Annotated in this window: 22 protein-coding genes; 17 read left to right on the forward strand and 5 right to left on the reverse strand. The window is 73.4% G+C overall.

All coding sequences use genetic code 11. The annotated features are described in order from the left end of the window. Window positions 1–4: 4 nt before the first annotated feature. The 5 genes from ACFWYW_RS37795 (at window position 5) to ACFWYW_RS37815 (ending at window position 5454) form a co-directional block, all read left to right on the forward strand. Window positions 5–1513 carry a sugar ABC transporter ATP-binding protein gene (locus ACFWYW_RS37795; protein WP_379624820.1) on the forward strand — a complete coding sequence of 503 codons (1509 nt, stop codon included), beginning with the start codon at window positions 5–7 and terminating at the stop codon, window positions 1511–1513. Next, window positions 1506–2423 carry an ABC transporter permease gene (locus ACFWYW_RS37800; protein ID WP_379624818.1) on the forward strand — a complete coding sequence of 306 codons (918 nt, stop codon included), beginning with the start codon at window positions 1506–1508 and terminating at the stop codon, window positions 2421–2423. The genes ACFWYW_RS37795 and ACFWYW_RS37800 overlap by 8 nt, the downstream gene beginning before the upstream one ends. Beyond that, on the forward strand, window positions 2420–3385 hold the full coding sequence (locus tag ACFWYW_RS37805) for an ABC transporter permease (protein ID WP_379624816.1): 966 nt from the start codon (window positions 2420–2422) through the stop codon (window positions 3383–3385). The genes ACFWYW_RS37800 and ACFWYW_RS37805 overlap by 4 nt, the downstream gene beginning before the upstream one ends. 77 nt (window positions 3386–3462) lie before the next feature. Continuing rightward, window positions 3463–4422 (forward strand): SDR family NAD(P)-dependent oxidoreductase, encoded by a 960-nt coding sequence (locus ACFWYW_RS37810; protein ID WP_379624814.1) that lies wholly within the window; start codon window positions 3463–3465, stop codon window positions 4420–4422. An 87-nt stretch (window positions 4423–4509) separates the two neighbouring features. Then, complete coding sequence (locus ACFWYW_RS37815) at window positions 4510–5454, forward strand: sulfotransferase family protein (protein ID WP_379641189.1); 945 nt, start codon at window positions 4510–4512, stop codon at window positions 5452–5454. Window positions 5455–5550: 96 nt separating this feature from the next. Here the strand turns inward: ACFWYW_RS37815 and ACFWYW_RS37820 are convergent, their stop codons facing one another. From ACFWYW_RS37820 to ACFWYW_RS37830, 3 genes are all read right to left on the reverse strand, one after another. Continuing rightward, window positions 5551–6447 carry a hypothetical protein gene (locus ACFWYW_RS37820; RefSeq protein WP_379641190.1) on the reverse strand — a complete coding sequence of 299 codons (897 nt, stop codon included), beginning with the start codon at window positions 6445–6447 and terminating at the stop codon, window positions 5551–5553. A gap of 104 nt (window positions 6448–6551) precedes the next feature. Further along, window positions 6552–7217: a response regulator gene (locus ACFWYW_RS37825; protein WP_379624808.1), complete on the reverse strand. Its 666-nt coding sequence runs from the start codon at window positions 7215–7217 to the stop codon at window positions 6552–6554. Continuing rightward, entirely contained in the window at window positions 7214–8344 is a 1131-nt protein-coding gene (locus ACFWYW_RS37830; protein ID WP_379624806.1) for a sensor histidine kinase, read from the reverse strand. Before ACFWYW_RS37830 ends, ACFWYW_RS37825 begins: the two co-directional genes overlap by 4 nt. A 165-nt stretch (window positions 8345–8509) precedes the next feature. On the opposite strand from ACFWYW_RS37830, the gene ACFWYW_RS37835 reads away from it, so the two are divergent. Continuing rightward, window positions 8510–9736 carry an alpha/beta hydrolase family protein gene (locus ACFWYW_RS37835; RefSeq protein WP_379624804.1) on the forward strand — a complete coding sequence of 409 codons (1227 nt, stop codon included), beginning with the start codon at window positions 8510–8512 and terminating at the stop codon, window positions 9734–9736. 48 nt (window positions 9737–9784) lie between these two features. Here ACFWYW_RS37835 and ACFWYW_RS37840 read toward each other — a convergent pair whose 3' ends face one another. Beyond that, complete coding sequence (locus tag ACFWYW_RS37840; RefSeq protein WP_379624802.1) at window positions 9785–11107, reverse strand: serine hydrolase domain-containing protein; 1323 nt, start codon at window positions 11105–11107, stop codon at window positions 9785–9787. 167 nt (window positions 11108–11274) lie between these two features. Between ACFWYW_RS37840 and ACFWYW_RS37845 the strand changes: the two genes are divergently transcribed. Beyond that, window positions 11275–11883, forward strand: coding sequence for an FMN-binding negative transcriptional regulator (locus ACFWYW_RS37845; RefSeq protein ID WP_379624800.1), 609 nt, complete (start codon window positions 11275–11277; stop codon window positions 11881–11883). Further along, window positions 11880–13376, forward strand: coding sequence for an amidohydrolase (locus ACFWYW_RS37850; RefSeq protein ID WP_379624798.1), 1497 nt, complete (start codon window positions 11880–11882; stop codon window positions 13374–13376). Before ACFWYW_RS37845 ends, ACFWYW_RS37850 begins: the two co-directional genes overlap by 4 nt. A gap of 53 nt (window positions 13377–13429) precedes the next feature. On the opposite strand, the gene ACFWYW_RS37855 is transcribed toward ACFWYW_RS37850, so the two are convergent. After that, window positions 13430–14911: a helix-turn-helix domain-containing protein gene (locus ACFWYW_RS37855; protein ID WP_379624796.1), complete on the reverse strand. Its 1482-nt coding sequence runs from the start codon at window positions 14909–14911 to the stop codon at window positions 13430–13432. Window positions 14912–14984: 73 nt separating this feature from the next. Between ACFWYW_RS37855 and ACFWYW_RS37860 the strand changes: the two genes are divergently transcribed. The 9 genes from ACFWYW_RS37860 to ACFWYW_RS37900 are packed head-to-tail and all read left to right on the forward strand — an operon-like array spanning window position 14985 to window position 26389. Next, the gene (locus ACFWYW_RS37860; RefSeq protein ID WP_379624794.1) at window positions 14985–16055 is read left to right on the forward strand and encodes a DUF917 domain-containing protein; all 1071 of its coding nucleotides are present in this window, start codon (window positions 14985–14987) and stop codon (window positions 16053–16055) included. Further along, a complete protein-coding gene (locus ACFWYW_RS37865) occupies window positions 16045–17616 on the forward strand; it encodes a hydantoinase/oxoprolinase N-terminal domain-containing protein (RefSeq protein ID WP_379624792.1) in 1572 nt (523 codons plus the stop codon). The genes ACFWYW_RS37860 and ACFWYW_RS37865 overlap by 11 nt, the downstream gene beginning before the upstream one ends. Window positions 17617–17674: 58 nt before the next feature. Then, window positions 17675–19324, forward strand: coding sequence for an ABC transporter substrate-binding protein (locus tag ACFWYW_RS37870; protein ID WP_379624790.1), 1650 nt, complete (start codon window positions 17675–17677; stop codon window positions 19322–19324). Then, window positions 19321–20289, forward strand: a complete 969-nt coding sequence (locus tag ACFWYW_RS37875) for an ABC transporter permease (RefSeq protein ID WP_379624788.1) — start codon at window positions 19321–19323, stop codon at window positions 20287–20289. The genes ACFWYW_RS37870 and ACFWYW_RS37875 overlap by 4 nt, the downstream gene beginning before the upstream one ends. Further along, window positions 20286–21164 (forward strand): ABC transporter permease, encoded by an 879-nt coding sequence (locus tag ACFWYW_RS37880; protein WP_379624786.1) that lies wholly within the window; start codon window positions 20286–20288, stop codon window positions 21162–21164. Before ACFWYW_RS37875 ends, ACFWYW_RS37880 begins: the two co-directional genes overlap by 4 nt. After that, window positions 21164–22108, forward strand: coding sequence for an ABC transporter ATP-binding protein (locus ACFWYW_RS37885; protein WP_379624784.1), 945 nt, complete (start codon window positions 21164–21166; stop codon window positions 22106–22108). Before ACFWYW_RS37880 ends, ACFWYW_RS37885 begins: the two co-directional genes overlap by 1 nt. Continuing rightward, window positions 22105–23106 (forward strand): ABC transporter ATP-binding protein, encoded by a 1002-nt coding sequence (locus ACFWYW_RS37890; RefSeq protein WP_379624782.1) that lies wholly within the window; start codon window positions 22105–22107, stop codon window positions 23104–23106. The genes ACFWYW_RS37885 and ACFWYW_RS37890 overlap by 4 nt, the downstream gene beginning before the upstream one ends. Then, a complete protein-coding gene (locus ACFWYW_RS37895) occupies window positions 23082–24482 on the forward strand; it encodes a serine hydrolase domain-containing protein (protein ID WP_379624780.1) in 1401 nt (466 codons plus the stop codon). Before ACFWYW_RS37890 ends, ACFWYW_RS37895 begins: the two co-directional genes overlap by 25 nt. Next, window positions 24479–26389: a S9 family peptidase gene (locus ACFWYW_RS37900; protein ID WP_379624778.1), complete on the forward strand. Its 1911-nt coding sequence runs from the start codon at window positions 24479–24481 to the stop codon at window positions 26387–26389. The genes ACFWYW_RS37895 and ACFWYW_RS37900 overlap by 4 nt, the downstream gene beginning before the upstream one ends. Window positions 26390–26395: the final 6 nt, after the last annotated feature.

The raw sequence follows: 26395 nt of genomic DNA on the forward strand, positions 1-26395 counted from the left end.
ACCCATGTTGGAAGCTCGGGGGATCACCAAACGCTTTCCCGGCGTGGTGGCGCTCGACGACGTGCATCTCGCCCTCGGGGCCGGCGAGGTGCACGCCCTCGTGGGCGAGAACGGCGCCGGCAAGTCCACCCTCATCAAGGTGTTCACCGGCGTCTACCGGCCCGACGGCGGCGAACTGCGCTACAACGGAGCACCGGCCGGCTTCGCCACCCCCCTGGAGGCGCAGCGGGCCGGGATCTCCACCATCTACCAGGAGGTCAACCTCGTCCCGATGATGAGCGTCGCGCGCAACCTCCTGCTCGGCCGCGAGCCCCGCGGCCGGCTGGGGGTGATCGACACCGCCAGGCTGTACGGCCACGCCCGCGCCGTGCTACGCGGCTTCGGCCTCGACACCGACGTCAGGCGCCCGCTGCGCAGCCTCGGCGTCGGCGCCCAGCAGATGGTCGCCCTGGCCAGGGCGGTCTCCGTGGACGCCAAGGTGGTCATCATGGACGAGCCCACCTCGTCGCTGGAGCCGCGCGAGGTCGAGACGCTGTTCGGCGTCATCGGCCGGCTGCGCGAGTCCGGCATCGCGGTCATCTACGTCAGCCACCGCCTCGACGAGCTCTACCGGGTCTGCGACAACGTGACCGTGCTGCGCGACGGCCGCGTGGCGCACACCGGGCCGCTGGCGGACCTGGACCGGCTCAAGCTCATCTCCCTCATGCTCGGCCGCGACCTGGCCGAGGTGAGGAGCGACGGGCTCACCCGTTTCAACCGTGACCAGGGCGCCGTGAACGGCACGCCCGTCGTCGAGGCCCGCGGGCTGACCCGGCGGCACGTGCTGTCCGGCGTCACCGTTTCCGTCCGGCCCGGCGAGGTGGTCGGGCTGGGCGGGCTGCTGGGCGCGGGCCGTACGGAAACCGCGAAGGCCATCGTCGGCGCGCTGCCCCTGGACGGCGGGCAGGTGCTCGTGGCGGGGGCGCCGCTGCCCCGCGGCGGGACCAAGGCGGCGATCAGCGCCGGCGTGAGCATGTTGCCCGAGGACCGCAAGGCCGAGGGCATCATCCCCGGCCTGTCGGTACGCGACAACATCGCGCTGGCCGCCCTGCCCTCGCTGGCCCGCGCGGGGGTCGTGTCCGACTCCCGGATCGACCGGGTGGTGGAGATCTTCATGCGGCGGCTGCGGATCAAGGCGTCCTCACCACACCAGGTCGTGTCGGAGCTGTCGGGCGGCAACCAGCAGAAGGTGCTGCTGGCCCGGTGGCTGGCGGTGCGGCCGAAGGTCCTGCTCCTCGACGAGCCCACCCGCGGCATCGACGTCGGCGCCAAGGCGGAGGTGCAGGCCCTCATCGACGAGCTCGCCCGGGAAGGCCTGGGCGTGCTGCTCATCTCCTCGGACCTGGAGGAACTGGTCGAGGGCGCCGACCGGATCCTCGTCCTGCGCGACGGCGCGGTGGTCGGCGAGCTGTCCGGCGAGAACGTGACCGAGGCGAAGATCATGGCGGCCATCGCGGAGCGCGCCGATGACTAGGTGGATCCGCGACTACGGCGTCTACGCCGCGGTGCTCGCGCTGCTGGTGTTCAACGTGCTGTTCACGCCGTACTTCCTCGACGCGGCCAACTTCCGCACCCAGCTCGTCCAGGTCTCCCCCATCGTGATCATCTCGCTGGGCATGGCGCTGGTGATCGGCACGAAGGGCATCGACCTGTCCGTGGGTTCGGTGATGGCGATGGCCGCCGCGCTGACCGCCCTCTATCTGGGGTACGGCGCGGCCGTCGCCCTCGTGGTCGCGCTGATCGGCGGCGCCGTCGCGGGCGCGGCGGGTGGCACGCTCGTCGCCTACGTGGGCATCCAGCCGATCGTGGCGACGCTGGCCCTGCTCGTCGGCGTCCGGGGGCTGGCCAACGTGCTCGTGCCGCAGCTGGTCGAGTTCCGCAACCCCGACCTCATCGCCCTCGGCAGCAGTTCGCTGTTCGGCGTCCCGCTCATCGTGATCATCGCCGGCGTGCTGACGCTCGTGGTCGCCTTCCTGGTGCGCAGGACCACGTTCGGCCGGCAGGTGGTCGCGATCGGCGGCAACCGGGCCGCGTCGGAGCTGTCCGGGCTGCCGGTGAAACGCGTCCTCGTGCTCGTCTACGTGATCTCCGGGCTGCTCGCGGCGCTGGCCGGGGTGCTGGCGACCGCCCGGCTGCAGGCCAGCGACCCCACCTCGCTCGGGATGTTCATCGAACTGTCGGCGATCACCGCGGTCGTCGTGGGCGGCACACCGCTGTCGGGCGGGCGGATCAGGGTCGCCAGCACCGTGATGGGCGCCCTGCTCATGCAGTTGCTGTCGGCCACGCTCATCAAGCACAACCTGCCCCAGTCGTGGACGCAGATGGTCCAGGCGGTCATCATCCTCGCCGCCGTGTATGTGACGAGGGAGCGTGCCAAGCGATGACGACCGTCACCCGCAGGGAAGAGATAGGCCGGGTGCTCCAGCAGCACGGCGCGCTGATGGTGCTCGGGGTGCTGATCGTCGTCGGCACGCTGGCCTTCGACTCCTTCGCCACCGTGGGCAACGCCGCCAGCGTCGTGGTCTCCTCCTCGTTCCTGGCCGTCGTCGCGATCGGCATGACCTTCGTGATCATCGGCGGCGGCATCGACCTGTCCGTCGGCTCGCTGTTCGTGCTCGGCGGGGTGCTCGCCGCCGCCGGATCACGGTACGGCTTCGCCGCCGCGCTGCTCCTGCCACTGGCCGTCTGCGGCCTGGTCGGCCTGGTCCAGGGCCTGATCATCGCCAGAACCGGCCTCGCGCCCTTCATCGTCACGCTGGCCGGCCTCCTCGGCGTACGCGGGCTCATGCTGGCCATCTCCGACGAGGGCGCCACCACCTACCTGGTCTCCGATCCGGCGTTCGCCGCGCTCGGCCGGGGTGAGCTGCTCGGGCTCACGTATCCGGTCTACGTCACGATCGTGCTCGTGCTGGCGGCGATGGTGCTGCTGCAGCGCACCGGGTTCGGGCAGAACGTCTACGCCATCGGCGGCAACGAGCAGGCGGCGGCGCTCATGGGGGTGCCGGTCGCCCGGACGAAGGTCCTGGTGTATCTGATGTCGGGGCTGCTGGCGGGCCTGGCCGGGGCGCTCAACGCCGCGCGGCTGTCGTCCGGCGTGACCATCCTCGGCATCGGCATGGAACTCGACGCCATCGCCGCGGTGGTCATCGGCGGGACTCTGCTGACCGGCGGGGCCGGGGGCGTCACCGGGACGGTGGCCGGGGTGCTGCTGCTCGGTGTGATCCAGAGCCTGATCAACCAGGTCGGCAACCTCACCTCCTCCTTCCAGCAGGTGGTCAGCGGGGCGTTCCTGGCGCTGGTCGTGGTCGCGCAGCGGCTGCTCAGCAAGGCGCAGCGGCTGAACTGACGTTTGACCGGGAGCTCACTCCAGATCCTGGCACTGACGTTTGACCTGGAGTGAGCTCCAGGTCCTAGCGTCGGAGCATGACGACACGGCAACGCAAGATCGGCTCAGGTTTCGGCGCCACGAGCACCACCGGCGATGTCCTGCGCGGCATCGACCTCCGCGGGCGGCTCGCGATCGTCACCGGTGGCGCCTCCGGCCTCGGCCTGGAGACGACCCGGGCCCTCGCGGAGGCGGGGGCGCACGTCGTCGCCCTCGCGCGCCGGCCCGAGGCGGCCGAGGAGGCGCTCAAGGGCATCGACGGCGTGGAGGTCGGGGAGCTGGACCTCGCCGACCTGGACAGCGTGCGCGGCTTCGCCGAGCGGTTCCTGGCCTCGGGCCGCGCCGTCAACCTGATGGTCAACAACGCCGGGGTGATGGCCTGCCCGCTGACGCGCGTCGGTCCCGGGTGGGAGGCCCAGTTCGCCACCAACCACCTCGGCCACTACGCGCTGGTCAACCTGCTCTGGCCGGCGATCGCGGACGGCGCGGCCCGGGTGGTGTCCCTGTCCTCCAACGGCCACCAGCTCTCCGGCATCCGCTGGCCCGACGTGCACTTCACCGGCGGCTACGACAAGTGGCAGGCCTACGGCCAGGCCAAGACCGCCAACGCGCTGTTCGCCGTGCACCTGGACGCGCTCGGCGGGGACGCGGGCGTGCGCGCCTTCTCGGTGCACCCCGGCGTCGTCGCCACCTCGCTGGCCCGCCACATCCCCAGGGAGGAGATGATCGCCAACGGCTGGATGGACGAGGAGGGCGCCATCGACCCCTCCGCGTTCAAGACGCTTGAGCAGGGCGCGGCGACCCAGGTGTGGGCGGCCACCTCCCCCGCTCTGGCCGGGATGGGCGGCCTGTACTGCGAGGACTGCGACGTCGCCCCGCCCGCCCCGGCCGACGGCCTGCTGACCGAGGGCGTGCGCGAGCACGCGTGCGACCCGGACCAGGCGGCCCGCCTCTGGGCGCTGTCGGCCGGACTCACCGGCGTCGACGCCTTCGCCTGATCGGCGATCCCGCGCGGCCTTCCACGGAAGGCTTGCAATATCCCACACATTTGGTAGGAAAAAGGGGGTACAGCCTAAGGAGCGACCATGCCCCTGCCGGACTTCCTCGTCATCGGCGCCCCCAAGACCGGGACGACCGCCCTGCACGCCGCCCTCCAGCGCCACCCGGACCTCTTCCTGTCCGGGGTCAAGGAGCCCAAACACTTCCTCACCGGCGGTCCGCCGCCCGCGCAGGGCGGTCCCGGCGACGCCGCGACCTACCGCGAGCACGTGTGGCGGCGCCAGGACTACGAGGCGTTGTTCTCCGGGGCGCCGCCGGGCGCGCTGCGCGGGGAGGCGACGCCGTTCTATCTCTATGACCTGGCCGCGCAGCGGCGCATCCACGCGGCCGTCCCGCACGCCCGGCTCATCGCGATCCTGCGCGATCCGGTCGAGCGGGCCCATTCCAACTGGGTCCACCTGTGGTCGGCCGGGCTGGAACCGCTCGACGACGTCGTACGCGCGTGCGCCGACGAGCCGCGGCGGATCGCGGCGGGCTGGGCGCACTTCTGGCACTACACCGGTCTCGGCAGGTACGGCGAGCAGCTCGCCCACCTGTTCACCCTGTTCCCGCGCGAACAGGTGCTGACCTTCCGCTACCGTGACCTGCTCGACCGCCCGGCCGAAACCCTCGACCGGATCTGCGCCTTCCTCGGCGTCGCCCGGGGCCTGCTCACCGAGGTGCCCAGGGAGAACGTCACCGCCCATCCCGACCAGCGTCCCTCGTTGCTGTCGGCGTTCCGGCGGCGGCTGCGCGGCGGGCTGGCCGACCGCGTCGAGACCCGGCTACAGCGCGACGGACTGGCCCGGCGGCCGCTGACGTGGGAGCAGCGGCGGGAGCTGATCACCTACTTCGCCGCCGACATCCTGCTCCTGCAGCGGGTCACCGGCGAGGACTTCAGCGACTGGCTCGGCCCCAAGGAACGCTCGGGCGGCCTGGTCGGCCCCCGCCCGCCGGGCCCGCGCCAGGCCAGGAACGGCCGCCCCGCCTGATCGCCCCGGCCTGGCCGATCAGGCGGCGGCCGGTCAGGCGGGGGCCGGTCAAGCGGGGGCCGGTCAGGCAGGGCGGCCGGTCAGGCAGGGCTCGGATCAGCGGAGTTCCGTGCGGAGTTCGTGGGCGCCGTCCGGCCTCGTGTATTCGTAGTACAGCCGGGTGCCGCCCCCGGGCAGGTCGAGGATGTCCAGGTAGCGCAGGCCGCCCCCCTGGTACGGCGAGGCGGCCGCGGGCTCCGTGCCGACCGGCGTCATCGAGGCGGGCTCCTCGCCCCGCGCGACCCCGGTCCGCTCCTCGTAGTTCTCCGCCGCGCTGGCCCGGCCGTCGTAGAAGGCCACGACCCGATCGCCGTCGAAGCGGACGGCGCTGACGCGCACCCCGCGGGCGTCCCAGAGGCCGGGGCGGCCGCTCAGCGCCGTTCCGTGCCAGGTCCAGTCGAGGCCGTCGGCGCTGGTGGCGTAGTCGGTGACCATCTGGTCGGCCTCGTCGGGGTCGGTCAGCGGATGGCAGGAGGCCCACAGGTGCCATCGGCCGCGCCGCCGTACGATGACCGGGTCCTTCACGCCCGTCTTCGGGTCGCCCGGCAGGACGGTACGCCGCCCGGCCGGGTCGAACCCGGACGGGTCTGCGGCTTCGAGCACCTCCACCCGCCAGTGCTTGGTGCCGGGGGTCGCGCAGCTCAGGTAGAGCCGCCAGCGTCCCTCGGGGGTGCGGACCAGGGCGGGCCGTTCCAGCGACTCGGCGGCCATCCGCTCGCGCGTGATCGTCACCAGCGGCTCGAAGCGCTCGCCGTCGGCGGAGCGGGCGACCACGATCGCGTAGCCCCTCCCCTCCCCCACGGGACGGCGCAGCCGGTAGGCGAGGTAGACCAGCCCATCAACGGCCACCGCGCTCGGCGCGCCCGCCCAGTACCCCTCGCCGGACACCGGGGGGCCGATCGCCACCACCGATCGGCCGGGGTCGGGAAGCATTTCCTGGATATCGATCGACATGGACATGACAGTAGGGCCCGGTCCCAGGCTGCACATGGGGCTTCACCTTCACTTGGAAGATTCATGTATTCCCTATTTACTTTATAGGGAATACGGCGAGCGTGTCACGGCCTCGCCGGGCGGATGAGGCCGCTCTCGTAGGCGAACACCACGACCTGGGTACGGTCGCGCAGCCCCAGCTTCACCAGGACCCGGCTGAGGTGCGTCTTCACGGTGGCCTCCGCCAGGCACAGGGCGGTGGCGACCTCGGCGTTGGACAGCCCGCGCGCCACCTGGACCAGGACCTCGCGCTCGCGGGAGGTGAGCCCGGCCAGCCGTTCGTCCTGCTCGGGAGCGCCCGGCACGAGCTGCGGCGCGAACCTCTCCAGCAGGCGGCGCGTGATCCGCGGCGACACCGCGGCCTCGCCCGCCGCGACGTTGCGGATCGCGGTCAGCAGGTCCTCGGGGCGCGTGTTCTTCGGCAGGAAGCCCGCGGCCCCGGCCTTCAGCCCGGCGAAGGCGTACTCGTCCAGGTCGAACGTGGTCAGGATGAGCACGCGCGCCCCCGGGGTGTCCCTGGCGATCCTGCGGGTGGCCTCGATCCCGTCGACGCCGGGCATGCGCACGTCCATCAGCACGACGTCGGGGCGCAGCCGCCTGGCCAGCCGCGCGGCCTCCTCGCCGTCGCCCGCCTCGCCCGCCACCTCCATGTCCGGCTCGGCCTCGAACACCATGCGGAACGCCATGCGCAGCAACGACTCGTCGTCGACCAGCAGCAGCCGGATCGTCATGCCGCGCCCCTGCCCGCCAGGCCGGCGGCCAGGTCGAGCCGGGCCGCCACCCGCCATCCCCCGCCGGGCACCGGGCCTGCCTCGAAGGTCCCGCCGTAGTCCGCGACCCGTTCCCGCATCCCGGCCAGCCCCCGCCGGTGACCGGCCGCCACCGGTGCCCGGCCCGTGGGCGCGTCGTTGGTGATCTCGACGGTGGCGTACCCCGGCGTCGTGGCGAGCGTGACCTCGGCCGTCGCGCCCGGGGCGTGCCTGAGGACGTTCGTCAGCGCCTCCTGGGCCAGCCGGTAGACGGTGAGCTGGGCGGCGGCCGGGATCGCGGCGGGGTCGCCGGTCATCTCCAGGCGGGTCGGCAGCCCGGCCGCCCGCATCCTGCCGGCGAGGGCGTCGAGCTGGGCGATCCCGGGCGCGGGATGCAGCGGCTCGGCCACCTCGCCGAGGGCGCGGCGCATGTCCGCCAGGGCCTGCCGCCCGGTGCCGGCGATCTGCTCGACGGCGGCGGCCGCGCGCTCGGGTGCGCGCTCGCGCACGTACGCCGCGCTGTCGGCCAGCGCGACCATGACCGACAGGTTGTGCGTGACGATGTCGTGCAGGTCGCGGGTCATGCGGGCGCGCTCTTCGGCGACGGCGAGCCGGGCGCGCCGCTCCCGGTCGTGCTCCAGCGACAGCACGTACGCCCGCCGTTCCCGCGCCCACAACCCCGTGGTGAGGGCGGCGGCGACCAGCGCCGTCAGAGCCGCGGCCGTGAACGGGAACTGGCCGGGCGGCGCCCACCGGGCCGCGGCCAGCAGAGCTCCCGCCTCCAGCGTCACCCCGGCCGCCACCGTCCACCGCCAGGTGCCGCGCGCGGCGACGGTGTAGAGCGCGACCAGCAACGACACGTCGGCGGGAAGCTGCACACCGGCCACCCACTGAACGGCCGCCGCCGCCGCGATCGCGAAGAACACCGTCACCGGCGCCCGCCGCCGCCACACCAGGGGCGCCACCAGAGCGACCTGCAGCGCGACCAGCTCCGCGCGGGACGTCACCTGTCCCGGCCCGAGCGTGAGCACGAAGATCGCAGCCGCCAGCAGCCCGTCGACCGGCAGGGACGAGCGTCGGGCGAGTGCCAGGAGAGCGGCCGGTTTCATGGCGTTCACCCTAGTTGGCGTGCGGGTTCGCGCCCCATCCTCCTGCGGGATGAACATCCGGGCGGGTCATCCGGAAGTCGCACGCGGGGATCAGCCGTATGCCGCTGGGCCGGGCCCGCGCCCCGCTGCGAGCCTGTCGGGACGTTTCCCGTTAGGAGTCCCACAATGACCTTCACCCTGATCCCCGCGGCGTTCGCCGCGCTGACCCTCGCCGCCTCGGGCACCTCCGGCGGACAGCCCGCGACGGCGGCCCGGCCCGCTACGGCGAACGTGCCCGTGACGGTGGACCTGCCCGCGCCGGGCGGGCCGTACCGCGTGGGGACCGTCGCGGTGCGGCTGGTGGACGGCTCGCGCCCCGATCCGCTGGTCGGCTCGAAGCCCTACCGGGAGCTGATGGTCAGCCTGTGGTACCCGGCGAAGGAGACCGGCGCGCCCGTCGCCCCGCACATGGCGCCCCTCGCCGCGGCCGACTGGGACCGTCACTCCGCCCCGCCCATGGGCATCAAGGCGGGCGCCGTGAACTGGGCCGCCACAGCCACCCACGCGCGCACCGGCGCGCCGGTGGATCCCAGGGCGGGACGGCTGCCCGTGGTGCTGTTCGGCTCGGGGGACGGCGGCCCGCGCACCCTCGGCACCACGCTGGTGCAGGACCTGGCCTCGCGCGGTTACCTGGTCGTCACCGTGGACCACACCTACGAGGCCGACCAGGTGGAGTTCCCCGGCGGGCGGGTCGTGCGAGCGCTGCCCCTGCCGCCGAAGCTGACGCCGCGCGTCATCGCCAAGCTGCTCGCGCGGCACTCCCAAGCGCGCCTGGCGGACATGCGGTTCGTCCTCGGCCGGGTCGCCGCGCTGGCCGGCGGCGGAAGGCTGGGGACCGAGACGCGGCTGCCCGACGGGTTGCGCGGGGCGCCGGACCTGTCGCGGGTGGGGGCGCTCGGGCAGTCGCTCGGCGGGTCGGTGGCCGCGCAGCTCGTCCACGACGACCGGCGGGTGGACGCGGGGGTGAACCTCGACGGCGGCTACGTCGGCCGGGTGGCGAAGACGGGTGTCGGCCGGCCGTTCCTGCAGCTCGCGGCCGAGGCGCACACCCGGGAGAGCGAGCCGAGCTGGAAGTCCTTCTGGCGGGCCTCGACCGGCTGGAAGCGGGAGCTGCGCTTCGCGGGGGCCGCGCACGGCTCGTTCACCGATCTGCAGGCGATGCTGCCGAAGATCGCCGAGACGGTGCCGAAGGTGCCGGTCGCCGACTTCGTGGGCACCATCGACCCCCGGCGGTCGGTCGCGGCGCAGCGGGCGTACGTGGCCGCCTTCTTCGACCTGCACCTGAAGAACCGGCCCACCCGGCTGTTCGAGGCGCCCAGCCCTCAGCACCCCGACGTGTCGATCATCCCCTGACACCCGTGCCGGGCCGGTCTTCCCGGCCGGCCCGGCAATGGCAAGGGGTCAGCGGATACGGCGGGCCGCCCTGCCGCCCAGGTGCAGGAAGGAGATGTCGCCCGCGTCGTCGCGCAGGAAGCGGCCCACGGCCCGCCGCGGGTCGGCGGCGAGCGTCACGTCGTCACCGCCCTCGACCAGGGCCAGCGCCATATCGGGCATGCCCTCCACCCCGGCCGCCACCAGCTCCGGCGTCAGCACGAACCGCGCCACCAGGTTCTCGTCCACCTCGAAGACCCACTGGCCGGCGTCATAGCCGCCGGCGTACTCGGGGGCGGGCTCGCGCAGCGTCAGCCGTACCTCGTCGTGCTTGGCGCCGAGCAGGTGCTCCAGGCACCAGTCGGTCACCCGCTTGCCCAGGACCTTGCCCGGCCCGGAGTTGGTGAGCGTGGTGACGGCGAAGCCGCGCTCGGGGGCCAGGACGAACGTGGACAGCTGGACGTTGCCGACGTTGCCGCCGTGGGTGACCAGGCGGACGCCGCCCTGTTCCTCCAGCAGCCACGGCAGGCCGACCCCGGACCACGGCACGCCGACGGCGACGTGCTCGGAGCGCATCAGTTCCCTGGTGGCGGCGTTGACCGGCCGTTCGCCGCCCAGGCCCAGGTGGAAGGCGGCGTAGCGGAGCTGGTCGCGGACCGACGAGGCGAGGCCGCCCTCGGCCATGGCGTCGCGGAACAGGCCCCAGCCGTGCGACACGCGCGCGCCGTCCTCACGCACGACGTGGCCGACGGCGTGCGGGCGGGTGGCGGCGTCCCAGGGGAAGAAGAAGCTGTCGCGCATGCCCAGCGGCTGGAGCACGACCCGCTCGACGACACTCTCGTACGGCTCGCCGCACACGACCTCGATGACCCGCCCGAGCAGCCGGAACCCGGCGTTGCTGTAGGAGGCGAGCGTGCCGGGGGCGAAGAGCTGGGGCAGCCGGTCGTAGACCTTGATCGCCTCGGCCAGCGCCTCGCCGCCCCAGCTCTGGCCGTCGTCGATGTCGCCGAGGAACCCGCCGGTGTGGGTGAGCAGGTGCCGGATGGTCACCTCCCCCGCGGCGCTCTCGTCGGCGAGCCGGAACTCGGGCAGGTACTTGCGTACGCGCCCGTCGAGGTCGAGCCGGCCCTCCTCGATCAGGTGCATGATCACGGTGGCGGTGATCGTCTTGGTGGTCGACCCGATCTGGAACAACGTGTCGGCCGTCACGGGCGCCGGCGCGTCGACGCTGGTGACGCCGGTGGTGAGCACGTGTTCCGCGCCGTCGAACAGCACGCCCACGGCGGCTCCGGGAACGTGCAGGGAAGTCGCCTCGCTGTCGAGCAGGCTTTGCAGGTGGGTGAGGTCAGCCATTCGCTCATCCTGCTGCCCGGCGGCCGGAGCGGGCTTCGTCGCCGCGCACCATTTCCGCCCGGCCGTTCGTGCGGCAGCGTCTCCTTGTGCTCCGGCCACAAACGAACCCGCCGTCTTGTCGCCGCGTCACCTTGGCCTGGGGTGGCACGGGCGGCGATAGTCGTGCCGTGCGCCACAACCCTGACTACCTGCTCGACGACCACACCCGCATCCGCGCGCTGATCCGCGAGAACCCGTGGGCGACGCTGGTCAGCGACGGTCTGACCGCCTCTCACCTGCCCGTCCTGCTGGAGGACGGCCCCGGGCTGTCGGTGGTGAGCCATCTCGGCCGCCCCGACGACGAGCTGCACCGGCTCGGCGAACGCGAGGCGCTGCTGATCGTCGCGGGCCCCAACGGCTACATCTCTCCCGGCTGGTACGGCACCGGCCCGGCCGTACCCACCTGGAACTACCTGGCCGTCCACCTCTACGGCCGCCCCGAGGTCCTGAGCCCGGAGGAGACCTACCAGGTCCTGGTGGACACGGTGGACCGGTTCGAGCACGTGCTGCCCGCGCCGTACCGGATGGACGAGTCCTACGCGCGCAGGATCGCGCCCGGCGTCGCGGGATTCCGGCTGCGGGCCGAACGCGTCGAGGGCAAGGCGAAGCTCAGCCAGGACAAGTCACCGGAGATCGCACACAACATCATCCGCGCGCTCGACGCGGACCCCTCATACGCCAATCCCGCGCTCGCGCGGGAGATGCGCGAGGTCTGGACCCTGGAGGAAACTCGATGACCACGACGACGACCCTGCTGCGCGGCGCGCGGACCGGCCCCTCCGGCCCCCTTCGCGACGTGCTCGTCTCCGGAGGACGCGTCGCGAACATCGCCGAGCGCATCCCGGCCGAGCCCGGCTGGGAGGTGGTGGAGGTGGCGGGCCGTACCGTGCTGCCGGGGCTGTGGGACCACCACGTGCACTTCGACCAGTGGATCATGGCCAGGCAGCGGCTGGACCTCTCGGGCGCCGGCTCGGCCGCCGAGGCGGTGACCCTCGTGGCCGAGCGTCTGCGCACGCGGCCGCCGGAGCCCGGCCTGCCCCTGGTGGGCTACGGCTTCCGCGACGCCCTCTGGCCGGACGCGCCGCACCGCGACCTCCTGGACGCCGCGGCGCCGGAGGCGGCGCACGTGCCCGTGATCCTGATGAGCGGCGACCTGCACTGCTGCTGGATCAACTCGGCGGCCGCGCGACGTTACGGCTGGTCGGAGCATCCGACCGGCATTCTGCGCGAGTCGGAGTGGCAGGCCATCCAGCAGGACATCACCAACGTCCCCGCTCCCCTGCTGGACGGCTGGGCCGAGGTGGCCACCGCCGAGGCGGCGGCCCGTGGCGTCGTCGGCGTGGTCGAGCTGGAGGCGCCCTGGCGGCTGGACGCCTGGACGCGGCGGGTGCGGGCGGGCAACCGGGCGCTGCGCGTGGTGTGCGGGGTCTGGCCGGCGTTGCTGGAGGAGGCGGTGGCGCGCGGGCTGCGTACCGGGGAGGTGATCGACGGGACCGGCGGATTGGTGGAGATGGGCCCGTTCAAGGTGATCACCGATGGTTCGCTCAACACCCGCACCGCCTACTGCCACGACCCCTACCCCGGTCTTGAGGACGCCGCGCACCCGCACGGCATGCTGCTCGTGCCGCCGGACGAGCTGGTGCCGATGATGGAGAAGGCGTGGGCGGCCGGGCTGCGGCCGGCGGTGCACGCGATCGGCGACCGGGCCAACAACCTGGCGCTGGACGCCTTCGAGCGGGTGGGCGCGCAGGGCGCGATCGAGCACGCGCAGCTCCTGGACGACGCCGACCTCGGCCGGTTCGCCGCGCTGGGCGTGGTGGCCAGCGTGCAGCCCGAGCACGCGATGGACGACCGCGACGTGGCCGACCGCATCTGGGCCGGGCGCACCGGCCGGGCGTTCGCGTTCGGCGCGCTGCTGGCCGCCGGGGCGCGGCTCGCGCTGGGCTCGGACGCGCCGGTCTCGCCGCTGGACCCGTGGATCACGATGGCCGCGGCGGTGGACCGCGGCCGGGACGGCAGGCAGCCCTGGCATCCCGAGCAGGCCATCCCGATCGAGGCGGCCATCGCGGCCTCGACCAGGACGGGCCGGGCGGAGCTGGCGACCGGGGACGCGGCCGACCTCGTGGTGACGGGCGCCGACCCGTTCACCGCCTCGGGCGCGGACCTGCGCGCGATGCCCGTGGCCGCGACGATGCTCGCCGGCCGGTGGACGTGGCGCGAGGCCGTCTGACCCTTGCCGGAAACCACGGCCCGTGACGGCGTACGCCCGCCGTCACGGGCCTTCTAGGCGTTGAGCAGCCTGACCCGGCACGCCAGTTGCAGGGCGAAGCGGGTGTCCGGATCGGCCAGGTCCGCGCCGAGCGCCTCGGTGATCCACCGGATCCGGTAGGCGACCGCGTTCGGATGCAGGTGCAGCGTCTCGGCGGTGCGCGTGGGCGAGCTCTGCGCGTCCAGGTAGGCCGACAGGGTCGTGACGCCGACCTTGGCCCGCGCCGCCCCCATGGCGTCCAGCGGGCCCAGCATCTCGGCCAGCAGGTCACGGCTCAGCGGCGAGGACGACAACCCCGCCAGGATTCTGCGCAGGCCGGTGGCGTCGGTCTCGGCCAGCGTTCCGTGGCGGCCCGCCGCGCGCGCCGAGTCCGCCGCCACGCGCGCCTCCGCGGCCGACTGCCGCAGCCCGTCGGGCCCCGCCTGAGGGGTGCCGATCCCGCCGGTGATGACGACGTCGCCGCGCCCGGTCAGCGTCTCGATCAGCCGCTGCACCTCGGCCCGCGCCCGGCGGTGCAGGTCGGTCCCGGCCGGTCCGGTGCAGACGACCACCAGGTCGCCGCCGAGCGTGGCCACGTGCCAGTCGCCCGGCTTGGAGTGGAGCACCTGCAGCGCCGACAGCTCCGCCTCGTCGAGCAGCTGGCGGGCCCGGTCCAGCGACGCCTCGCCGCGGGTGGCGGCGTCCTCGAGCTTGAGCCAGACGGCCACGTGCGTCTGCTCCACCGGAAGGTCGAGCTGGAACGCCTGCTCCACGAGCTGCGGCAGCTGGGCCCGGTCGCACAGCACGATCTGCACGATCAGCCCGGCGCGGGTGAGCGCGGGCGCGAAGCGGCGGTTGAGTTCACGCTGGCGCAGCCGGGAGACGAGCGCGGCGATCGCCGGAAGGGCGACCCTGGTCGCGTCATCGTCCAGATCGGCCACCACACGGGCGACCGCCTGCCTGCCCACCACGACCGCGCCCGGGTCGGACTCGCCGACCGGCATCGTCTCGTCCAGGCGCACCCGGCAGCCCAGCGCCTCCGCCGCGTGGCCGAGCAGCGTCCGCACCGCCTCGGCGCCGCCTTCCTCCGCCGCCTGCTGCGCGAGCCGGATGGCGCTCTCCGCGCGCGCGAGCGCGTCCGACGCGCCGCCCCTGACGAACCGGTCGATGTCCAGCAGGAGCCCGGCCCCGTCGCGGGCCTTGTCCGGGGCGAGCACGGGCAGCTGCGCCCGGTCGGCCAGCCGCGTGGCGGTGATCGGCAGCCGCATCGGCGCCGCGAACACCAGCCCGGTCAGCCCCCGCGAGGTGGCCTGCCGGATCGCCACGTCGACCTCGTACCCGGAGATGGACTCCGCGCCCAGGACCACGATCAGGCTGTCGGCCGGAACCCGCTCGATGGCGCCCAGCGTGTCGGCGCCCGCGACGTGCCGGATGGGCACCTCCGCCGCGGGCCCGGCGATCAGCGTCAGCCCGAACCTTGACTGGCGGCGCAACATCTCGGCGATCGTCTGTGGCATGACCACAGATTAGGGCGGAACCTTGTGATTGCGCCATATGGGATGCGGAGGGGCCGATGGCCATACTCATCCCATGCAGCTGACCGAGAGTGACCTTCCAGCGCTGGCGCGTGGCTGTGCCGTCTTGGGGACCGGTGGCGGCGGCTCGGTGGAGACCGCCATCCCCAGCGCCCTGCAGGCGCTGCGCGAGCACGGCCCCGTCCCGCTGGTACGGCTGGCCGACCTCGACGACGACGCGCTCATCGTCCCGATGTCCAGCATCGGCGCCCCCACCGTCGGGCACGAGATGCTCGCCAGCGCCGAACAGCCCAAGAGGCTGCGCGAGGAGGTCGAGCGCATCGCCGGGCGCCCGATCTCCGCGATCATGGCCGGCGAGATCGGCGGCAGCAACGGCGTCGAGCCGCTCGCCTGGGCGGCGCAGCTCGGCCTGCCGATGCTCGACGCCGACGGCATGGGCCGCGCCTTCCCCGAGCTTCAGATGGTCTCGATGCACGTGGCGGGCCTGACCTCCGACCTGGTGATCCTGGCCGACGTCGTCGGCAACGTGGCCGCGCTGCGCCCGATCGACGCGATCTGGTCCGAACGGCAGGCACGGGCGCTCTGCGTGGCCAGCGGCGCGAGCACGATGATGGCCAACTACCTGATGTCCGGCGCGCAGGCCAGGGGCGCGGTCATCGAGGGCAGCGTCTCGGCCGCGCTCGACATCGGGCGCGCCACCATCGGCCAGGCCGACCCGGTCGCCGCCCTCACCGAACGGCTGGCCGCCCGCCGCCTGCTCGACGGCAAGATCGTCGAGGTCGAGCGGAACACCGGCGGCGGCTTCGTCCGCGGCGCCGTCGTCGTCGACGGCACCGGCTCCTACGCGGGCCGCATGGTGCGCATCGAGATCCAGAACGAGAACCTCGTCGTCTTCGAGTCCGGCGAGGTGCTGGCCAGCGTCCCCGACCTGATCACCGTGGTCGACACCCAGACCGCCGAGGCGGTCTCGACCGAGACGCTGCGCTACGGCCAGCGGGTCAGCGTCCTGGCCTGGGCCTGCGACCCGCTCTGGCGTACCCCGGAGGGCATGGCCGTCGTGGGCCCGCGCGCCTTCGGCTACCACATCGACTACCGACCTGTTGAGGAGCACGTGCATGTCGGCTGATCCCAAGCGCGATCTGAAGATCGGCATCGACGTCGGCGGCACGAACACCGACGCCGTCGTGCTCGACCGGTCGGACGCCATCGTGGCCAGGACCAAGCAGCCGACCACGCGGGACGTCACCGACGGCATCCGCAGCGCGCTGGCGGTGGTGCTCGGCGAGCTCGGCGAGCGCGAGCGGCAGGTGGGCCGGATCATGCTCGGCACCACCCACGCCACCAACGCCGTCCTGCAGCGCCGGGGGCTGAGCCGGGTGGCGGTGATCCGTCTCGGGGCGCCCGCCGCCACCGCCGTGGCGCCGCTGACGACCTGGCCGGCGGACCTGCGCGAGGCGGTCGAGGCGGGGTCGGTGATGCTGGGCGGCGGCCACTTCGTCGACGGCTGGCCGATCGCCCCGCTCGACCGCGACGGCATCCGCCGCTTCCTGGGTTCGGTCGCGGGCCGGACGGAGGCGGTGGCGGTCACCGGCATCTTCAGCCCGGCCTCCGGCGAGCAGGAGCAGCACGTCGCCGAGATCGTCCGCGAGGAGCTCGGCGCCGACGTGGCGCTGTCGCTCAGCCACGAGATCGGCTCGCTCGGCCTGCTGGAGCGCGAGAACGCGACCGTGCTGAACGCCGCGCTCTACCGCGCGGCGGGCGAGGTGACCCGGGCCCTGGACGCCGTGCTCGCCGAGCGCGGCCTGGACGCGGCGGCCTTCTTCGCCCAGAACGACGGCACGCTGATGGCCCTGGAGTACGCCTCCCGCTACCCGGTGCTGACCATCGGCTCCGGCCCGGCCAACTCGATCAGGGGGGCGGCGTTCCTGTCCGGGGTGGACGAGGCCATCGTGGTCGACGTCGGCGGCACCTCCACCGACCTCGGCGTGCTGGTACGCGGCTTCCCCCGCGAGTCGTCGTTCGCCACCGACATCGGCGGCGTGCGCACCAACTTCCGCATGCCGGACATCCTCAGCGTGGCCGTCGGCGGCGGCACCATCGTCGGCGGCACCCCCGAGGAGCCGGTCGTCGGGCCGGTCTCGGTCGGCTTCCGCATCACCTCCGAGGGCCTGTCCTTCGGCGGAAGCACACCGACACTCAGCGACGCCGGATCCCTGGCGGGCCGGGTCGCGCTGGGCGACGGGCTCCGGCCCCCGGCGCGTACCCGGGCCCTGCTGGACTCCGCGCTGCGGGTGGCCGACGCGGTCATCAGCGACGCGGTTGACCAGATGTCGCTGGGCCGGCGCGACCGGCCCGTCGTCGCGGTCGGCGGCGGCGCGTTCCTCGTGCCGGACGTCGTGACCGGCGCCGCCAAGGTGCTGCGTCCCGACAACGCGGACGTGGCCAACGCCGTGGGCGCGGCCATCGCCCTGGTCAGCGGCAGGTGGGAAACGCTGGCCCCGGCCGGCGAAGGCCGTAAGCAGGCCATCGAAGAGGCAAGTGAGAAGGCGGTCCACCGGGCCGTCCAGGCGGGGGCCGACCCCGCCACGGTGCAGGTGGTCGAGATCACCGAGACACCCCTGTCATACCTGCACGAGCCGGCGGTCCGCGTCAACGTCAAGGCCGCGGGCCGGCTGGGCTGGTTGTGAATCGGACATTAGGGATCGGCCTTTAGGAATCGGCCTTTAGGGATCGGAAAGGAATGCCATGTCCAAATCTCGTCGCCGGCGTGCGGCTCAGGTGTGGTGTGCCGTAACAGTGCTGGCCGCGGTGGCCACCGGGTGCGGCTCGGACGCCAAGCCCGCCGCCTCGTCCCCCTCCACCAGCGGCATCCTGAGCGTCGGCGTCACCGCCTCACTGGGCCGGATGACCTCGCTCAACCCCCTGGCCGACAACCTCTACGGTTCGTGGATCGCCCGGCAGCTGATCTATCCCGCGCTCGTCCAGCTCAACGGCACCAAGCTGGAGCCGTCATGGGCGAGCAAGTGGGACGTCTCCGAGGGCGGCCGCGTCTACACCTTCCACCTGCAGCCCGGCACCTGGTCCGACGGCAAGCCCCTCACCGCGCACGACGCCGCCTGGACGGCGAACTTCGAGCTGAAGCACGCCAGTGACGCCGCCGGTCTGGTCTCCTTCGCCCTCGAAGGGGTGAAGAGCGTCAAGGCCACCGACGACAAGACCCTGGTCGTCACCTACGCCGAGGCGATGCCCGAGAGCGTGCTCACCCTGCTGGCCAACTTCCACGTGCTGCCCAAGCACGTCTACGAGCCGCACGCGGGCGGCGACGGCTCGAAGATCCTGGCCTTCCGCCCGGAGGACAAGCTTCCCGCGGTCTCGGGCGGGCCGTTCACGGTGACCGAGTTCGCCGGCGACGGCACCACGATCTTCGAGCCCAACAAGGGCTACTTCGGCACCCCGCCGAAGGTCGGCGCCGTGGGCCTGCAGGTCTTCCAGAACGACGAGGGCCTGGCCCAGGCCCTGCGCGCCGGGACCGTCGCCTGGGGCTACGGCGGCGGCTCCGCCGTGGCCGCCTCGGTCAAGGGCGCCGCCGGCCTGAAGGTGGCCGCCTCCCCCTCCCAGGAGGTCGCCATGCTCAACATCAACACCAACCCCAAGAAACGCGACAACCCCGAGCTGAAGCAGGTCCAGGTCCGCGAGGCGATGTCGCTGGCGCTCGACCGCGCCGAACTCGTCGAGGTCGTGCTCAACGGGTACGGCAGGCCCGGCCGCAGCGTCCTGGCCCCCTTCCAGGACGAGTGGATCCCCAAGGACCTTCAGGCCGACCCGCACGACCCGGCCAAGGCCAATGGCATCCTCGACGGTCTCGGCTACAAGCGCGGCGCCGACGGCATCCGCGTGACCCCGGCCGGCGACCGCATGTCCTACTCCGTCGTGGTCTGGAAGGAGATCAGCCGCGTGGCCGAGATCCTGCAGAAGAACCTGGCGGAGGTCGGCATCGAGCTGAAGCCCGACATCGCCGCCGACTACACGGCCGCCGTCACCAAACCCGACGGCAAGTACCTGGACTTCGACCTGGCCTACTCCTACTGGACGCTCTCCCCCGACCCGGGCGGCACGCTGAGGGTCTACAGCTGCGACAGCTGGGGCAGCGTCAACTTCGCCGGGTTCTGCGACAAGGACTACGACACGCTGCTCACCAAGCAGCGCGGCATGCTCGACCCGGCCGAGCGGACCGCGGCCGTCGGCACGCTGCAGAAGACGCTCCTGCGCGACACGCGGGCCGTCCTGCCGCTCTACCACGCCGAGACCGTGCACGTCGTCCGCCAGGACTGGGCCGGCATCGAGACCCAGCGCTTCGGACCGGGTCTCTGGACCCAGATCCACCGCGTGTCATGAACCGGGGCGGTTACCTGGTCCGGCGCCTCGCCTCGGCCCTCGCCACCGTCGCGGCGGCGGCCGTGATCAACTTCGTGCTCTTCCGGGCCGCGCCGGGTGACGCGGCCACGCAGTACCAGATGTGCCGGACCTGCAGCGCCGAGTTCCGCGACTACCTGCGCGCGGAGCTCGGCCTGGACCGGCCGCTGCTGGAACAGTTCTGGCTGTACGTCACCGCGCTGCTGCGCGGGGACCTCGGCCACTCCTTCCAGACGCGGCGGCCGGTGTGGGACGAGCTGGCGGGCCCGCTGGCCAACACGCTGCCGATGGTCGGGCTCGGGCTGGCCTTCGGGCTCGCGCTCGGCCTGGTCATCGGGGTCGTCGCGGCCTGGCGGCGGGGCACGGCGGCCGACTGGGCGCCGCTGTCGGCCTCGATGTTCCTGTCGGTGCTGCCCATCCAGTGGATCGGGCTGATGTTGCTGCTGCTGTTCGGCGGCGCGCTGCCGACCGGCGGCATCTCCGACCCGTACCTGCGCTTCAGCGATCCGACGTGGTGGCAGGTGCTGGGCGACCGGCTGGAGCACCTGGCGCTGCCGTCGCTGGCGATCGGGCTGGCCTGGTGCGGCTCGTGGGCGCTGATCGCGCGCTCGGCGCTGGTCGGGGCGCTCGGCGAGGACTACATCCTCACCGCGCGCGCCAAGGGCCTGACGAGCTGGCGGATCGTCCGCCGCTACGCGCTGCCGAACTCGCTGCTGCCGATCACCACGCTGATCTTCCTCACGTTCGGCTACATCGTGGCCGGGTCGTTGCTGGTGGAGACCGTGTTCTCCTATCCGGGCATCGGGCTGGCCCTCTACCAGGCGGTCCAGAACCGCGACTACGCCGTGCTCCAGGGCGGGTTCCTGCTCCTGACGGCGGCGATCGTGGTCGCGAACCTGCTGGCCGACCTGCTCTATCTCAAGCTCGATCCGAGGATCAGGACATGAACGTGCTGCGCAGGTATCCGGGCGGCGCGCTCGGGGCGGTCATGCTCGCCGCGATCGTCGTCCTGGCCGTGCTCGCCCCGTGGATCGCGCCCTACGCGAGCCACGAGAAGGTCGGCGCGGTCTACCAGCCGCCCTCGGCGGCGCATCCGCTCGGCCTGGACGACGCCGGCATCGACATGGTGACGCTCCTGCTCTGGGGCGCCCGCACGTCGCTGCTGGTCGGGTTCGCCGCCGCGCTCATCGCCGTCGTGGTCGGCGGCGTGATCGGCCTGACCGCGGGGTACGCGGGCGGGCGCACCGACACCGTGCTGATGCGGCTGACCGACTACATGCTGGTGATCCCCGACATCCCGCTGCTGCTGATCGTCGCGGCGGTGTGGGGGCGCAGTATGACCGGCGTCGTGGCCATCATCGGGCTGCTGTCGTGGCCCCGGCTGGCGCGGGTGGTGCGCGCGGAGGCGCTGAGCGTGCGCGAACGCGCGTACGTGAAAAGGGCGCTGACCATCGGCGCGGGGAACCTGCGGATCGTGGCGACCCACGTGCTTCCGCACGTCGTGCCGCTGCTGCTGACGCTGGCGATCTTCGCGGTGGGCAACGCCATCCTGGTCGAGACCGCCATCGCCTTCCTCGGCCTCGGCGACCCGTCGGCCCTGTCCTGGGGGCGGCTCATCCAGAACGCCTTCGCCGGGCAGGCCGTCTCCCGCGACGCCTGGTGGGCGATCGTGCCGCCCGGTCTGGCGGTCGGCTGCCTGATCCTGGCGTGCACGCTCATCGGCCGGGCGCTGGAGGACCACCTCAACCCCCGGTTGCGCGCCGGGCATCTGTCGGTGCGGACCTTCCGCCTGGCTCCGGTTCCGTCGGGAGGTGAGCGCTGATGTCCGCTCCGCTGCTGGAGGTCCGCGACCTGCACGTCTGGTTCGACCTGCCCCAGGGCAGGGTGCACGCGCTGCGCGGCCTGGACGTCACGGTCGGCGCGGGCGAGGGCCTGGGCCTGGTCGGCGAGTCGGGCTGCGGCAAGACCACCGCGATCCTGGCCATGATGGGACTGCTGCCGCCCTCGGCGACGGTCGCCGGGCAGGTCCTGCTCAACGGCGAGAACATCCTGGCCAAGGGCGAGGCGAGCGTACGCCGGCACCGCTGGACCGACCTGGCCATGGTCTTCCAGGGCGCCATGAACGCCTTCAGCCCGGTCGCCACCGTCGGCGCCCAGATCGCCGAGCCGATGCGCCTGCACCGCGTCGCCGAGGGCAAGCGGGCCACGGCCCGCGTACGCGAGCTGCTGGAACTCGTCGGCATCCACCCCGACAAGGCGAGCCGCTACCCGCACGAGTTCTCCGGCGGCATGCGCCAGCGCGCGGCCATCGCGATGGCGCTGGCCTGCGAGCCGAAGGTGCTGCTCGCCGACGAGCCCACCACCGCCCTGGACGTGATCGTGCAGGCCCAGGTGCTCGACCTGCTGGACCGGCTGCGCACGGAGCTGGGGCTGGCGGTCGTCCTGGTCACCCACGACCTGCCCGTGGTCGGCCGCGTGTGCGGGCGGGCCGCGGTCATGTACGCGGGCCGGGTGGCCGAGAACGCCGACATCGGCGACCTGCACCTGCGCCCCGGCCATCCCTACAGCCGCGCGCTGTTCTCCGGCGGCGCCATCGCCGGCGCGCCGCCGCGCCTGGACGAGGAGTGGCCGGGCTGCGCGTTCGCGCCGCGCTGCGAGCACGCCGAGGACCGCTGCCGCACCCAGGCGCCGCGGCTGGTCCCGCTCGGCGCGCGGCAGTCCAGCGCCTGCCATCTCGCCGCATCGATCGCCGGAGGTACGGCATGAGCCTGCTCGAAGTCGACGGCCTGGCCACGCACTTCCGCCTGCGCGGACGGCCGCGCCGGGTGGTGCGCGCGGTGGACGGCGTCTCCTTCACCGTCGGGCCCGGCGAGCTGCTGGCCCTGGTGGGCGAGTCCGGGTCGGGCAAGACGACCACCGCCCAGTCGGTGCTGCGGATGGCCGACCCCACCGCGGGCACGGTCAGGTTCGCCGGCCAGGACATCACCGGCCTGAGCAGGCGCCGGCTCAAACCGGTACGCCGCCGCATGCAGGTCGTCTTCCAGGACCCCTACGAGTCGCTGGACCCGCGCTTCCGCATCGGCCGCTCGGTGGCCGAGCCGCTGGCCGTCCACGGCGTCGGCACCCGCGCCGAACGCCGCGGCCTGGTCCTGGCCGCCCTCGAACGCGCCGGCCTGTCACCGGCCGCCGCCTTCGCCGACCGCTTCCCGCACGAGCTGTCCGGCGGCCAGCGGCAGCGGGCGGCCATCGCCGCCGCCCTGGTCCTGGAGCCCGACCTGCTGGTCGCCGACGAGCCCGTCTCGATGCTGGACGTGTCCGTACGCGCCGGGGTGCTGGCGTTGTTCGACGAGCTGCGGGCCGCCGGCCTGGGCATCCTGATGATCACGCACGACCTGTCCACGACGGCCGCGCACGCCGACCGGATCGCGGTCATGTACCTGGGCCGCATCGTCGAGGAAGGACCCGCGGCCGAGGTCATCGCCAACCCGGTCCACCCCTACACGCGCGCGCTGGTCGCCGCCGTCCCCCGGGCGGGCGAGGAACGCCGCCCGATCCCCATCAAGGCCGGTGAGCCGCCGGACCCGGCCGCCATCCCCGCCGGGTGCCGCTTCCATCCGCGCTGCCCGGTCGCGCGGGAGGAGTGCCGCCGCGACGATCCGGCCCTGGCCGTGGTCTCCGGGGCGCATCGTGCCGCGTGCCCGGTGAACCTGCCGCCTGCCGTACCGACCGAGGAGGAGCAGTGCGCCCCGTCCCGTCCCCGATGAACCCGCCCCCCGTCCTCGCCGCCGGCCTCGACGAGATCGTGGTGTCCGCGCTGGCCCGCCACCGGGTGCCCGGCTGCTCGGTCGCGATCGCGCACGGCGGGCGGCACTGGACCGGCGCGTACGGCCTGGCCAGGACCGACCCCGAGCAGCCGTTCCTGCCGCAGACGCGGATCCCGGTCGCCTCGATGACCAAGCCGTTCACCGCCACGGCGGTCCTGGCGCTGGCCGAGGCCGGTGCCGTCGACCTGGACCAGCCGGTACGCCGCTACCTGCCCGGCTTCCGCGTCGCCGACGACTCGGCCACCGCGTCGGTGACCGTGCGGCACCTGCTCACCCATCTGACGGGCTGGCTGGGCGACGAGCCCGAGTTCGTCACCGACCGGGGGGACGGCGCGCTGGCCGCGCAGGTGGCCGCCTTCTCGGCGCTGCCGCAGTTCCTGCCGCCCGGCACGACCTTCTCCTACTGCAACACCGGCCTGGACGTGGCCGGGCGGCTGGTCGAGGTGGTGAGCGGGCAGAGCTACGAGTCGTTCGTCGAGGACCGCGTCCTGACCCCGCTCGGCATGACCGGCTCGACCTTCTTCGCCGAACGCGTGGTCTCCCAGCCCGCCGCCGCCGGCCACACCCGCGAGGACGACGGCGCCCCGTACCCGGTCCAGGACGCGTGGCTGCTTCCCCGCGGCGTCAACCCCTCCGGCGGCCTGATCTCCACGGCCGGCGACCAGCTGCTCTGGATGCGCTGGTGGCTGGGCGAGCTGGACGTGGCCGGGCCGCTGTCGCCGCGTACCCGCGAGGCGATGATCTCCGACCCGGTGCCCGTGCGGGCGGGACAGGCCGCGACCGGGCTCGGCTGGCACCTCGACTACCTGCCGCGCGGGGCGTCGCGGGTGAGCGCCGTCTACCACGAGGGCAGCCTGCACGGCACCGCCACCGTCTGCCGCTTCGTGCCCGAGGCGGACCTCGCGGTGGTGGTGCTCACCAACGCCGACGACGGGCAGCTGGCCTACCGGGAGATCAGCGACGCGCTGCTGGCCGAGCTGGCCGGGATCGGCAAACCCGACCGGAAGGTCTTCCGGGACACCGGCGAACGAGAGCTCACCCCCTACGCGGGCGCCTACAGCACCCCCGAGCGGCAGGACACGTCCTCGCGCGTCGAGGTCACCGCCGGGCCGGGCACCCTGCGCCTGCGGGTGTCGACCGTCCACTACGACCGGCCGCTGGAGATGGGCGCGGGCCGCGTCGAGGCCGACGAGTTCGCGCTCCTGGACGGCCCGTGGCGCGACGAGCCCCTCGCGTTCCTGCGTGAACCCACCGGCGGCCTGCTCGGGCTCCGTATCGCCGGCCGTGTCTTTCTCTACCAAGGAGGTACCGCGTGAAGCGCCGCCTGACGCTCGACGACCTGTGGGACTTCGCGATCCCCAGCTCCCCCGCCCTGTCCCCCGACGGCTCGCGCGTCGTCTACGCGCTGCGCACCGCCGAGCGCGAGCCCGACCGCAACGTGCGCGCGCTGTGGATCGTCGGCACCGCCGGTACGGCGGGGCCGCGCCGGCTGACCAACGGCCCGTCCGACGGCGCGCCGGCCTGGTCGCCGGACGGCTCCCGGCTGGCGTTCCTGCGCGAGGGCCAGCTGTTCGCCCTGCGCCCGGACGGCGGCGAGCCGGAGCGGCTCACCGACCTGCCGCTCGGCGCCGGAGCGCCCCGCTGGAGCCCGGACGGCCGGCGGATCGCCTTCTCCGCGGCGGTACGCGTGGCCGAATCCTGGCCGGGCGGCCCCGTGGTCGTCGACCGGCTCGGCTACAAGGCCGACGGCGCCGGGCTGCGCGCCACCGTCCGGAGCCAGGTGCACGTCCTCGACGTGGACACCGGCGAGGTGCGGCAGATCACCTCCGGCGACTGGGACGCCGGCGAGCCCGCCTGGTCACCGGACGGAACCCGGCTGGCCTACACCTCGGGGGCCGGGCAGAACGCCGACCTGACGCTGACGGCGGCGCCGTACGTGGTGGACCTCGACGGCGGGCGGCCGCGGCCGGTCGGCGACGAGAAGGGCTGGTTCGGCGGCGTCCACTGGTACCCGGACGGCTCGGCGCTGCTCGCGGTCGGCCTGCCGGAGGTGCGCATCGGGCACACGCGGCTGGTGAAGCTCCCCCTGGACGGCGGCCCGCCCGTCGACCTGACCCGGGACCTGGACCGCAACGTCATGCCGGGCGGCCCGGAGTGGCCCGGCGGCGCCCCCCGCTTCACCCGCGACGGCGCGCACGTGCTCTTCTGCGCCCGCGAGCGCGGCAGCACCCTGCTGTACCGGGTGCCCGCGGACGGCGGCCGTCCGGAACCGGTCCTGACCGGCAGCGTCTCCGGACTGAGCACCTCCCCCGGCGACGTAACCGCGGTCGTCACCGTCACCACGCGCTCCCACGGCGAGATCGCGCTGGCCGACCTGGAGACCGGGCAGGTGCGTGAGCTGACCGCGCACACCGCGACCGCGCTGCCGGACGTGGAGTTCATCCAGCCGCAGGAGCGGGAGTTCACGATCGGCGACGGGAGCACCGTCCACGGCTGGATCCTGCGCGAGCCCGGCGCCACCGGCGCGGGACCGCTCCTGCTGGACGCGCACGGCGGCCCGCACCTGGCCTGGGCGCCCCACCTCGAACCCGCCCACCCCTACCACCAGCTACTGGCCGCCCAGGGCTGGACCGTGCTCCTGCTCAACCCGCGCGCCAGCGACGGCTACGGCGAGGACTTCTACGCCGCCAGCGTCGGCCGCTGGGGCACGGGCGACGAGCGCGACTTCCTCGACCCCGTGGAACAGCTCATCGACGAGGGTGTGGCCGACCCCGACCGGCTGACGATCTGCGGCTACAGCTACGGCGGCTTCACCACCTGCCACCTGACCACGCGTACCGACCGCTTCGCCGCCGCCGTGGCCGGAGGGCCGGTGACCAACCTGCTCAGCATGTCCGGCAGTTCCGACGACAGCCACGTCTTCGCCGCGCTGGAGTTCGGCGGCGACGTCTACGCCGGGGGCGAGCTCCTGCGGGCGCAGTCGCCCATCGAGCGCGTACGGCACGTGCGCACCCCGACCCTGCTCGTGCACGCGATCAACGACGACCGCTGCCCGGTGGGCCAGTCGGAGGAATGGTTCACGGCACTGCGCACGCTCGGCGTCCCCACCGAAATGGTCCTCTACCCCGACGAGTCCCACCAGTTCCTGGTAGACGGCCGCCCCTCGAACCGGGTGGACTACAGCCGCCAGATCGTCCGCTGGCTCACCACCCACGTCCACTGACACCTC

The organism is Nonomuraea sp. NPDC059023, assembly GCF_042740095.1.
GTDB lineage: Bacteria > Actinomycetota > Actinomycetes > Streptosporangiales > Streptosporangiaceae > Nonomuraea.